The 11,783-nt window shown below is 64.6% G+C and carries 9 protein-coding genes; 6 read left to right on the top strand and 3 right to left on the bottom strand.

What is annotated here, in order from left to right; all coding sequences use genetic code 11:
- Positions 1-7: 7 nt before the first annotated feature.
- Positions 8-364 carry a cupin domain-containing protein gene (locus tag N0B51_RS05610; RefSeq protein ID WP_259961489.1) on the bottom strand — a complete coding sequence of 119 codons (357 nt, stop codon included), beginning with the start codon at positions 362-364 and terminating at the stop codon, positions 8-10.
- Between the two features lie 40 nt (positions 365-404).
- Complete coding sequence (locus tag N0B51_RS05605) at positions 405-1,709, bottom strand: pectate lyase (RefSeq protein WP_259961266.1); 1,305 nt, start codon at positions 1,707-1,709, stop codon at positions 405-407.
- Positions 1,710-1,951: 242 nt separating this feature from the next.
- On the opposite strand from N0B51_RS05605, the gene N0B51_RS05600 reads away from it, so the two are divergent.
- The 6 genes from N0B51_RS05600 to N0B51_RS05575 are packed head-to-tail and all read left to right on the top strand — an operon-like array spanning position 1,952 to position 10,161.
- Positions 1,952-4,717 carry a TonB-dependent receptor gene (locus tag N0B51_RS05600; RefSeq protein ID WP_259961265.1) on the top strand — a complete coding sequence of 922 codons (2,766 nt, stop codon included), beginning with the start codon at positions 1,952-1,954 and terminating at the stop codon, positions 4,715-4,717.
- A 35-nt stretch (positions 4,718-4,752) separates the two neighbouring features.
- Positions 4,753-5,754, top strand: coding sequence for an alpha/beta hydrolase (locus N0B51_RS05595; RefSeq protein WP_259961264.1), 1,002 nt, complete (start codon positions 4,753-4,755; stop codon positions 5,752-5,754).
- Positions 5,754-7,370 carry a family 43 glycosylhydrolase gene (locus N0B51_RS05590; protein WP_259961263.1) on the top strand — a complete coding sequence of 539 codons (1,617 nt, stop codon included), beginning with the start codon at positions 5,754-5,756 and terminating at the stop codon, positions 7,368-7,370. Before N0B51_RS05595 ends, N0B51_RS05590 begins: the two co-directional genes overlap by 1 nt.
- 48 nt (positions 7,371-7,418) lie before the next feature.
- The gene (locus N0B51_RS05585; RefSeq protein WP_259961262.1) at positions 7,419-8,393 is read left to right on the top strand and encodes a TRAP transporter substrate-binding protein; all 975 of its coding nucleotides are present in this window, start codon (positions 7,419-7,421) and stop codon (positions 8,391-8,393) included.
- A gap of 2 nt (positions 8,394-8,395) precedes the next feature.
- The gene (locus N0B51_RS05580; RefSeq protein ID WP_259961261.1) at positions 8,396-8,875 is read left to right on the top strand and encodes a TRAP transporter small permease; all 480 of its coding nucleotides are present in this window, start codon (positions 8,396-8,398) and stop codon (positions 8,873-8,875) included.
- Entirely contained in the window at positions 8,875-10,161 is a 1,287-nt protein-coding gene (locus N0B51_RS05575) for a TRAP transporter large permease (protein WP_259961260.1), read from the top strand. The genes N0B51_RS05580 and N0B51_RS05575 overlap by 1 nt, the downstream gene beginning before the upstream one ends.
- Before the next feature lie 3 nt (positions 10,162-10,164).
- On the opposite strand, the gene N0B51_RS05570 is transcribed toward N0B51_RS05575, so the two are convergent.
- Positions 10,165-11,676, bottom strand: a complete 1,512-nt coding sequence (locus tag N0B51_RS05570; protein WP_259961259.1) for a UxaA family hydrolase — start codon at positions 11,674-11,676, stop codon at positions 10,165-10,167.
- Positions 11,677-11,783: the final 107 nt, after the last annotated feature.

Below are 11,783 nucleotides of genomic sequence, written 5' to 3'. Positions count from 1 at the left end.
GCCGGCCTCAGGTCCCCGGTTTGGCCGTCACGGGGTAGGCGATGATTATCGAAAGGGGCTCGGCTCCCGCCTGCCGGATACCGACAATTGCACCGGTGTAGAGATAGGCGGCCATCCCCGCGGACAATTCCGCTTCCACACCATCTGATACCACCACGCCCGCGCCCGCGGTGACGTAATACACCTCGTCGTGGGCAATCGGATGTTCACCGATCGCCGCGCCAACATCGAGCACGCGGCGGCGGAACTCCATTGTGCGGGGCTGGGGGGCCGCATCGCTCATGCGATAGGCCGTCGACATCCCCAGTGCGCCGTGGGGCGGGGCTTCGCGCACGGCGGTGTCGATCTCGTCGATCACCACCATGGGCGGAGCCTGCGTCAGAACGATCAGCGGCCAGAGCAAGTCATTTCCCCCGGTTGCGCATGGCGCGGTCTCGTGGCGAAAGGTGTTCCTGCGCGCCGGTCTTCTGGCCGGGATACAAGCCCGATCGGGGGGTCATCCGGGACAGGTCCCAGTCGGTCTCCACGAAGCGGGCAGTGGCGGGCTCGATCGCGGGATATCCGCCTACCTCGCTTTCGTCGTCGATAATCTCGCCGCGTCCTTCCGCGATGAAGAACAGTACGCGAATCTCCTCGGAGCCGCGGTCCCACGGGCGTGCGCCGGCCGTCGCGAGCAAGGTGGTTTCCACGTCCCCGCTGGGCAGGATGTCGTAGCCCTCGATGTTCGCCAGCGGCCGATCTGCCTCGATCAGGCGGGCCGCGGTTTCGCCATAGCGGCCGAACATCGGCAGGGGGTTGCCGTGGCGATCCACCGCGCGATTGTCCTTGCCGTAATAGGCGAGGTCACCAACGCCCCCGAGCATCAGAAAGGGGAGGCCCGGATCGGTATCGTTACCCCCGCGTAGCACGTTCCCGATAGCGGTGATCTTGCCCGTCACGGGTTGGTGGCCGGCCCATTCGAGGTCCATCAGGTTGTAGTGCACGGCGCGATGCTGCGGATTGTAGATCAGGTTGTTGATCATCAGAACCTGCGCGCCGCCCTTTACCAGCGGGCTGCGCTCGACATTGTGGGCCCAGATGTTGCGATCGAAGACGATCCCGGTCGCGTTGTCGTGGACGAGCGAGCCCTTCGAGTGCTCGCCCTTGGGATGGCTCGAATCGGCCAGGCCCTCTGCCGCGAGGTTCAGGCGGAAGACGATGTCGTGGCTCGTTCCCTTCCGCCATTCGGCCACCGTCTCGCCTGTGAAGCGCGGGCCGGACGCCGACATGTTCTCGTCGATCGCCCACAGGAAAGTGCAATTCTCGACCAGCACGCGGGACGCGGCAGCGGTCGAAAAGGCGTCCGCCTCCCAGCCGCTGCGCTTGGCCTGGCCATCTGCACCGGTGATGATTCGCAGGTGCTGCAACTTCACGTCGTGCGTCTTCACATCGATGCCCCCGCGCAGGATCGTGATCCCGGGAGAGGGCGCAGTCTGACCCGCGATCGTGACGAATGGCTGGTCGATCGTGAGGGTCGACTGTTGAAGGTCTATCGCGCCGCCGACCTCGAACACCACTATGCGCTTGCCCTTGGTCGCCAATGCGGCGGCGAGGCTCCCCGGGCCATCCTTCGCGAGTGTCGTGACTCGGATGATCTTGCCCCCCCGGCCGCCGTCGGTCGGGTCTGCAGGTTGTGCCTTGAGGCTGCCCGCCCCGGCGACAAATGCCATGAAAATCAGAATGATGCCTGTCAGAACCCCACGCATACCGGCTCTCTCTCCCATGCTTGATGCCATCAACTTGACAGAGCGGGCCGACTGAGGCAATGATAAATGACACCGGTTACCAAAATCGGGTTGGAGAGTCGGATGATGCCTGAGGCGCCAATTTTTGGCCCGTTTAGGAAACCGGTGTCACCAACCCATACTGACTAGGGGAGGTTTGCATGGCTCACGTGCGTACGGTTTCGCGAATGAAGGTTGCTCTTTTGCTTGGCGGCGCGGCGCTGGTTCCGCAGTCAGCGTGGGCGCAGGATGCAACAGGCGTCGACGGTGCCGCGCCGGAAGAGAACGTCATCGTCGTCACGGGATACCGCGAATCGCTCAACGCCGCGATCGCCCAGAAAAGGAACAGCGCTTCGCAGGTTGACGTGATCGTCGCCGAAGACATCGCGAAGTTCCCCGATACCAACCTTGCCGAATCCCTTCAGCGCATCCCGGGCATCTCCATCCAGAAGGATGCGGGCGAGGGGCGTGCCATCACTGTTCGTGGCCTGGGCGCGCAGTTCACCCGCGTCCGCGTCAATGGGATGGAGGCAATCGCGACCTCGACCGACGGGGCGAGCGCCAACCGCGATCGCGGCTTCGATTTCAACGTTTTCGCGTCAGAGTTGTTCAACTCGATCGTCGTCCACAAGACGGCCGAGGCCTCGCTAGATGAGGGATCTCTCGGAGCGGTGGTCGACCTCAACACGGGCAATCCGCTGGCCTACGACCCGGGCTTCAACGTCGTCGCCTCCGCCCAGGCGCGGTACAACGACCTGTCTAAGGACGTAGGACCGCGTCTCGCCGGTCTCGTGTCCTGGACGAACATCGACCAGACCTTCGGCGTGGCGGCCTCCCTTGCCTATTCGAAGTACGATACCTTCGAGTTGGGCAACAACACGGTGCGCTGGGCGCAAGGTGCCTTCCGTTCGGTGAACGGCACGTCGTGCTTCACCGGCTCGACTTATGTGCCGAGCGCGCTCTGCAACCAGGTCGGCCTCGCCTTCCATCCGCGAATTCCTCGTTACGGCCTGGTCGCGCACGATCGCGAACGGCTCGGTGCCACTGGCTCAGTGCAGTGGGCACCGACTGACCGCACCAAGCTGTCGATCGACGGGCTCTATTCAAACTTCAAGGAGACGCGCGACGAGTTCTGGGGCGAAATCCTTGTTCGGTCGAACGAGCGAACGATCGATGTCACGAATTTCGCGATCGATTCCAACAACAACCTCGTCTCTGCGACACTCAACAATGCGTACCTGCGCACAGAGCGCTATTCGCGCGAAAGCGAAACCAAGTTCTGGCAGGTGTCGGCTCGGCTCGATCAGGAAGTCACCGATACTCTTTCGCTGACCTTGCGCGGCGGCAAGTCGCGTTCGGACGCCGACATACCTGTCGAAACCACGATCCTGTTCGATGACCGGATCAACGGCTACACCTTCGATTACACCAACATGGCCTCGCCGAAGCTCAACTTCGGTCCTGGCGGGGCATCCACCCCCTCGCAGTTCGAGCTGGCCGAGTTCCGTGACCGTCCCTCGTTCCTGACGAACAAGTTCGAGACCGTTGGCCTCGATGCCGAGTGGGATATTGCCGATGGGTTCAACGTCACGGCTGGCGCGATCTACCGGCGCTACGACTACGACACCGAGGGCTTCCGCCGCGACAGCACTTATTGCGGGGCCTTCACCTGCGCGCCGGGCCAGACGGGCCTGCCCGTGACCGATGCGATTTCCGAGATCTTCAACCTCGGCGACGCCGGGCAGCCTTCGGGTAACTCGAACAGCTGGCTCGTGCCGCTTCTCGGCCCCGCTGCCGATGCCGTCGGCCTGTACCAGCGGCCCGCGGTGTCGCAGACGGGCGAGAACCGCTCAGTGACCGAGAAGACCAAGGGCGGCTACCTGCAGTTCAACTTCGACACCTACGACCTGCTGGGCATACGCGTGACCGGCAATGTCGGTAGCCGCTATGTCCGGACCGAGCAGAGTTCGACCGGCTTCAACAGCGGATCGGAGGTGACCGTCGAGCGCAGCTATGACGACTGGCTCCCGTCGGGGAACCTCAACCTCTTTCTCACCGACAACCTGATCCTGCGCGGTGCGGTCGCGGAGGTGATGACCCGGCCGTCGCTCGGTAACCTTACACCGGGCGGCTCGGTCGATCAGTTCAATTTCCGAATCACGTCGGGCAACCCGTTCCTCGACCCGTTCCGTGCTGTCGCCTATGACGCGGCGCTCGAATGGTACTTCGCGCCGGGCGCGCTGGCATCGGTGGCGCTGTTCAAGAAGGACATCTCCAGCTTCCCGCTCTCGAGCTCGTTTCAGGGCACATACGCCCAGAGCGGACTGCCGACGTCGATCCTGACGCCGGGCACGCCGCTCCACAATGCGATCGTGGTGGGCACCAATCCCAGCGTTCCGATCGAGTTCCGCACCAGCGTCAACGGACCCGGTGCGAACCTCAAGGGCGTCGAGGTCTCGCTGCAGTTGCCATTCGATACGTTTGCGAGCGGTTTCCTTTCGCGGTTCGGCGTCCTTGGCAACGTGACGTTCGTCGACAGCGACGTCGATTACACGCTGGCGACTCCCGCAAGTGCGCTCAACGGCAGCGGAAACCCCGTCTCGGGTCCAGCGACGATCTTCACGCGGCCGCTGCTCGATCTCGCCAAGAAGGCCGCCAACGGCACGCTCTATTACGAGGACGAAAAGTTCTCCGCCCGCGTTTCGGTCGCATATCGCGACGGTTATCTCGACAGCACGAGCGGCAACCTCAACATCTTCGAAGGGTACGCCAGCACGGTCAACGTCGATGCGTCGATCCGCTACAAGCTTACCCGCCAGGTCGAGCTTTCGCTGGAAGGCACCAACCTGACAGACGAGTACCGTGAGCGCTTCGTCAACGATCCCTCGCCGCGCGGCTACGAGAACAATCACTTCGGCCGCGTGATCATGGCCGGCGTCCGGGTGAAGATCTGACGAAACTCGGGTGACAGAAGAGGACAGGCCCCCGCATGAGGAGTGATCGCAGATCGATCCTGGGCGGGGGCCTGATCCTGTCCTTGCTGGGCGCGGGACGCGCCTCGGGCCAGTCGCCTCCGCCGTCGGTCGCGGGTGCATCGCCGCCGGGATTGCCCCAGCCGGTCGAGACAATCGACTTGTGGCCTGGCGGCGCGCCCGGCCCGAAAGCAGAGCGCCCGATCGAGCAGGTCGTCGAGCGGTCGGAAGACCCGCTGGTGTCCGACCGGGCGGTCCTTGGAATAGCGGTTCCGCGCATGGCGGTCTTTCGCCCCTACCGTCCCAACGGGGCGGCGGTCCTGCTCATGCCGGGTGGCGGCTATCGTCACGTCGTTGTCGACAAGGAAGGCTACGAAATGGCGCGCTGGTTGACGGCGCGCGGATTCACCGCCTTCGTGCTGTTCTACCGCCTCCCGTACGAGGGCTGGCTGGCTGGCCCGAACGTGTCGCTGTCCGACGCCCAGCGGGCGATGCGTCTGATCCGCAAGCGCCATGGCGATTTCGCGATCGACCCGGAGCGTGTAGCGGCCATGGGCTTTTCGGCGGGCGGCCACCTGTGCGCCGATCTCGGGACGCGTTTCTCCGCACATACCTACGAGCCCGTCGACGACGCGGACGGTCTCAGCGCCAGGCCGGTGTGCGCAGCGCCGATCTACCCGGTCGTCTCGATGCAGTTGCCAGCCGCTCACGCCGGTTCGCGCGAACGGTTGCTCGGCACGAACCCTTCACGGGCGCTCGAGGCGGCGCACTCGCCGCATCGCAACGTGCCGATGGATGCGCCCCCGTTCTTCATTCTTCATGCCGAGGACGACGACGTCGTTCCTGCCGAGAATAGCCTTCTTCTTCATGCAGCGCTCAAGGCGCGGGGCATCCGGGTCGAGCTGCATCTGTTCGAGCATGGCGGTCACGGATTCGGATTGCGCAAGGCGATCGGCAAGCCAGTGGAGGCCTGGCCGGACCTCTGGCGTGCGTGGGCGCGCGGTACCGGCCTCGGCTGATGCAGAGCGACAGGCGCACCCTGCTTGCCGGAGCCGGCGCAATCGGTGTCGTATCGCTCGCGGGGCGTGGCGCGCAGGCGTCCGGTGCCTCGGGACACGGGCGGGCTGCAGTGACTGTCTCACGCCGCGGCTTCGACAACCAGCGCATCCCCGACCTCGGCGACGGTTCGTTTCTCAATCCTGTGATTTCGGGCGACCGGCCCGATCCCGCCATCCTGAAGGACGGAGACGACTACTACGTCACGTTCTCCACCTTCGACGCATATCCCGGGCTGACGATCTGGCACTCACGGGACCTGATAAACTGGCGTCCCCTGAAGCCCGCCCTTCATCGCAACATCGGCTCGGTCTGGGCACCCGGCCTGCACAAGGATGGCAACCGCTACCTGCTTTACATCCCGGTAAAGGCCGAGCCGCGGAACGACATCTTCGTCAGCTGGGCCGAGCGGATGGAAGGCCCGTGGAGCGATCCCGTCCCGTTGGGGCTGCACGAACACATCGATCCCTGCCACGCGGTGGCGGAGGACGGCAGCAAGTGGCTGTTTCTTTCGGGGGGTGACCGCGTGCGGCTGGCGGACGACAATCTCTCGCTCGCTGGTGAAGTCGAGCACGTCTACGACCCATGGCGCTACCCTTCCGACTGGATCGTGGAGGGGTTCTCGCCCGAAGGACCCAAGATCCACCGGATCGGCGGCTGGTTCTATATGATCACCGCCGTCGGGGGCACCGCCGGCCCGCCCACAGGGCACATGGTGATCGCTGCCCGGTCGCGGTCGCTCCACGGTCCGTGGGAGCATCATCCGGGCAATCCGATCGTGCGCACCACATCGATTGACGAGGCCTGGTGGTCGCGCGGTCACGCGTCGCTCGTGGAGGCGCCGGACGGCAGCTGGTGGTCGCTGTATCACGGGTTCGAGCACGGGTTCTGGACCCTGGGCCGGCAATGCCTTCTTGACCCGGTCCGCTTCACCGCGGACGGCTGGTTCGAGATGACGGGAGGCGATCTGTCACGGCCGATAGCCAAGCCCCGCGGCGGCCAGGTTCAGCCGCATGGACTCGCGCTGACGGACGACTTTTCCGGCCCGCTCGCGCTTGGCAGCAAGTGGGCGTTCTTCCGCCCGTCGAACGAAGAGACAGCTCGGGTCAGGACCGATGGCGGAGTCCTCCATTTAGCGGGCAGGGGCGATGCACCATCGAGCGGGTCGCCCCTGTTGCTGACCGCGGGTGATCGCAGCTACCGGTTCGAATGCGACATCGAGATAGCCCCCGGCGGCCGGGCGGGCCTCGTGCTGTTCTACGACGATAAGCTCTATTGTGGGCTCGGCTTCGATGCCGAACGCTTCGTCACTCACCAATATGGGATCGAGCGTGGGCGGCCCGTTAATCCGCACGGGTCCCGCATGCGAATTCGCGTGACCAACGACCGGCACATAGTGACATACGACACCAGCGGTGACGGTGGGCGAACCTGGCACCGTTTCGACCGCGGGATGGAGGTATCGGGCTATCACCACAACGTGCGCGGAGGATTCCTGATGCTCCGTCCAGGGCTCTACGCTGCGGGACCGGGCGAGGCAAAGTTCCGCGACTTCCGCTTCACGGCGCTTCAGGACTGAAGAAGGGCAACCCAGCGAATGACCGGATTCCAATCAACGCGGCGGGAAATGATGCGGGGGGCGCTGTCGCTGGGCGCGGTCGCGTCGCTGCCCGCGTGCAAGCCGGTCCTGTCCGGTCATCTGACCAGTGCGGACGCCCACCCGGCGGATTATCCCACCGTGCGCGCGGTCGAGTTCATGGGCCGGTACCTGACAGAAAGGACCGATGGCCGCATCGGCATAAAGGTCTTCGCCGGCGGGCAGCTCGGGAACGAGACCGACACCCTCGAGATCACGAGTTTCGGCGGAATCGATTTCAACCGCGTGAACTTCGCGCCGCTCAATTCGATCGAGCCGATGACGCTTCCGTTTTCCCTTCCGTTCGTATTCGACTCGGTCGATCACATGCGGCGCGCAGTCGACAGCGACGTAGGCGACGAGGTGCTCGCGGCACTGGAGCCGCACGGGCTGATTGGCTTGGCGATCTACGATTCGGGAGCGCGCAATTTCTACAATGGCCGCCGACCGATTCGCACGCCTTCGGACATGAAGGGCCTCAAGATTCGCGTGCCGGCATCGGACTTATACATCGCGATGGTCAACGCGCTGGGCGCCAATGCGGTGCCGATCCCTTTCGGTGAAATCTACCAGTCCCTGGCGCAGCGAGTGATCGACGGTGCCGAGAACAACTGGCCGACGTTCGTCGGTGAACGGCATTACGAGGTCGCGAGTTACCTTAGCCTTACCGGTCACCTGCTGACGCCCGAAGCATTCGTGATGAGCAAGATCAGCTGGGACAAGCTTTCCCAGGCCGACCAGGAGCTGGTGCGAGAAGCAGCCAAGGCCTCCGTAATCGAGATGCGGCGACTGTGGGACCTGCGCGTGGCCGACGCGCAGGCGACGATTGCCCGCTCCCGCGTCCGCGTGAACGAAGTGGACCAGGCACCGTTTGCCGCGCTCATGCGGCCGGTCTGGGACCAGTTCGTCACTACCCCCCAACAGAAATCCGTGGTCGAGCGCATCCTCGCCATGAGGGAGGCATGAGCATGGCAAATACGGTTTCGCGCTTGCTGATCGGATTCGGTTCTGCCGGATTGCTCGCCATGACCGCAATCATCGCGTGGCAGGTCTTCGGTCGCTTCATCCTCGATTCGAGCCCTTCCTGGACCGAGCAGGCCTCGTTGATCCTGATGATCTGGTACGTCATGTTCGCTGCCGCCGCGGGCGTGCATGAAGGTTTCCACATCCGCATCGCGCTTCTCGAGGAAAGGCTCGGCGAGCGGGCGCGACCGGTGATGCGACTGGTCGCCGCGATCGTCGCGGTTCTGGGGCTGGTGATGCTGATCTACGGGCTGCAGCTCTGCTGGCTCGTGCGCGGCAATGTCGTGCCCTCGCTCGGGATCAGTCGTTCGCTCGCCTATGTTCCACTTCCCGTTTCGGGCCTGCTGATGGCTCTGTTCGCGCTTCCGCAGATATGGAGCGGGACTCACCCGGTCGCTCCGCACGGTGAAGGGGAGATGGCCTGATGGAACTCCTCATTCTGTTCGGCGTGCTTTTCCTGCTGCTCGTTCTCGGCGTGCCGGTCGGCTTTTCGCTGCTCGGATCTGCGCTCGCCTGTTTCCTTGCAATGGGCATCCCGCCGGTCGTCGCCGTACAGCGCGTTGCCGCGGGCATCAGCGTGTTCACCTTGATGGCAATTCCGTTCTTCATCTTCGCCGGCGACCTGATGTACCGGGCCGGCATCGCCGAGCGGCTGGTACGAGTCGCCGATGCTGCGGTCGGGCGGGTCCGCGGCGGCCTTGGCATTGTCGACGTCGGCGCGTCGATGATGTTCGGCGCGGTGTCGGGTTCGGCCATCGCCAGCGCTTCGGCCATCGGATCGACGATGGTCCCGCTGATGAAGGACAAGGGCTATCCCGCCGATTATGCCGTCAACGTAACCGTGACCGCGGCGATCGTCGGCTTGCTGATCCCCCCGTCGCACAACATGATCATCTATTCGGCAGCCTCGGGAATCGGCGTGTCGATCGGCGACCTGTTCCTCGCAGGCGTGGTCCCGGGCCTGCTGACGGGCTTCATGCTCATGCTCATGGCCTGGCTGGTGGCGCGGCACCGCAACCTGCCCACAGGTGTATTTCCCGGGTGGCGCGCGTTCGTTCGCGCCGCGGCCTATGCGATTCCGGGACTGATGACCGCTTTCATCATTATGGGCGGCATCCTGAGCGGGTTCTTCACCCCGACCGAAAGCTCCGCCGTGGCGGTGGTCTACACGCTTATCGTGGGTACTCTCGTCTATCGGAGCCTGGGATGGCGCGGCACCTGGGAAGCCGCGGGCACGTCGGTGCGTACGGCTTCAATGGTCCTGTTCATCATCGCCGCGGCGACCGCGTTCGGTTTTGCCCTCGCGCTGCTCGAGGTGCCGGCCGCGCTCGGCGGGCTGATCGGGCTGATGACCGAGAATCCGCTTGTCACCCTGCTGATCATAAACCTCATGCTGCTCGCGCTCGGCACCTTCATGGACATGGCCCCGCTGATCGTGATCACGACGCCGATCTTCCTGCCCGTGGCGATGGATGTCGGAGTCGACCCGGTACACTTCGGGATCATCATGATGCTCAACCTGGGCGTCGGGCTGGTCACTCCGCCGGTGGGATCGGTCCTCTTCGTCGGCTCCGCCGTCGGCAAGATCCCGGTGACGACCCTCGTCAGGACCATCTGGCCGTTCTACTTCACACTCATCGCGGCGCTGATGATCGTCAGCTACGTGCCCGCGCTGTCGTTGTGGCTGCCCGGAGCCATGGGTGGCGAATGACGCCTAGAGCGTGACCCCGCGCTTCCACAGCGAGATCACGCGCTGGCCGCTCCGCTCCGCGGCTGTCGTGCGGCCGCTCGCGATGTCCATGAGATAGTCGGCGAACTCGGCGCTCACCGCTTCCGCACCCTCAGTCAGCGCGCGGCCCGCGTCGAAATCGATCCAGTCCGCCTTGGAACGGGCCAGAGCTGAATTCGAGGCGACCTTCACGGTGGGCACCGGGAAACCGAGCGGAGTGCCGCGTCCGGTGGTGAAGAGGATCATCGTCGCTCCCGCAGCAGCCAGCGCAGTCGAGGAGACCGCGTCGTTACCGGGCGCTTCCAGCAGCGTGAGGCCCGCCCTGCTGGCGGTACCGCCGTAATCGACGACGTCGACGAGGGGCGCCTTGCCGGCCTTTTGCACGGCGCCGAGCGACTTTTCCTCGAGCGTGGTGATCCCGCCGGCGATGTTCCCGGGCGAGGGGTTCTCCGACACCGGCTGGCCCTGGTCGAGGAAATAGCGCTTGAAGCGGTTGAGCAGGGCTCCGGCCGCGTCGAATACGGCGGAGGAGTCCGCTCGCGCCAGGAGCGAGTCCTCGGCTCCGAAGATCTCGGGAATTTCCGTGAGGACGAGCCGTCCGCCGCTCGCCGCGACACGGTCGCTGAACCGGCCGAGCAGCGGGTTGGCGGTGAGGCCGGAGAAGGCATCCGATCCGCCGCACTTGAGGCCCACCGTCAGCGCCGCGGCAGGCGCACTTTCACGCTGCAATCCAGAGATTTCCTCGACCAGACCATCGACCAGCGCCATTGCGCGCGCCTTCTCGTCGCCCGGGTCCTGCGCCCGCATGATGCGCACCTTGCAACGGCTCCGCTCGGGCACGCGCGCGACGAGATCGTCGAGCTGGTTGGATTCGCAGCCGAGGCCGATGAGAACCACCCCTCCTGCGTTGGGATTGTCGCACAAGGCCGCCAAAGCCGCCCGCGTCCCCGCGAGATCATCTCCCAACTGCGAGCAACCATGCGGATGTCCGAACCCGACGATCGCGTCCACTTTACCCTCATGGCGCACCTGCGCTTCGCGCGCGACTGTCTCGACGAGCGGTGCGACACAGCCCACGGTGGGCAGGAGCCAGATATCGTTGCGGGTGGCATAGCGCCCGTCTGCCCGTCGATAGCCAAGCCATTGACCGAGAGGGCGGCCCTCTACCGACGAGTCCGGCGATGCCGCAGGATCGTACCGACGCTCCCCGACGAGCGCGGTCACGAGGTTGTGAGAATGGACGTGCTGTCCGGCCTGAACCGCGACGGTTACCAGCCCGATCGCCTCGCCGTATCGCACCACGGCTTCCCCGACGGAGTGGTCGAGCAGGGCAAACTTGTGTCCAGCCGGGATCGCGTCGCGCAGGATCACGCGCCGCCCGCCCAGGGACACTTCGCGCCCGCTTGGCAGAGGTTCAAGCGCGATTCCGACCGTGTCGTCGGCGTGGCACAGCCAATAATCGACCGTCAGTGCGTTGGATGAGGCAGATCCGACCATAACGTCCGGTTTCCCCGCTTTCAGCGGAAGGTTGATTTGACCGGGAATCCGTGCAAACCCCGTCTTTGACACCGGTTACCATAAATGCTGGATAGCGGCAACGAGAG

Source organism: Tsuneonella litorea (assembly GCF_025154015.1).
GTDB classification, from domain to species: domain Bacteria; phylum Pseudomonadota; class Alphaproteobacteria; order Sphingomonadales; family Sphingomonadaceae; genus Tsuneonella; species Tsuneonella litorea.
Note: the sequence above shows the minus strand (reverse complement) of the source record. Positions and strands in the feature narration are given on the sequence as shown.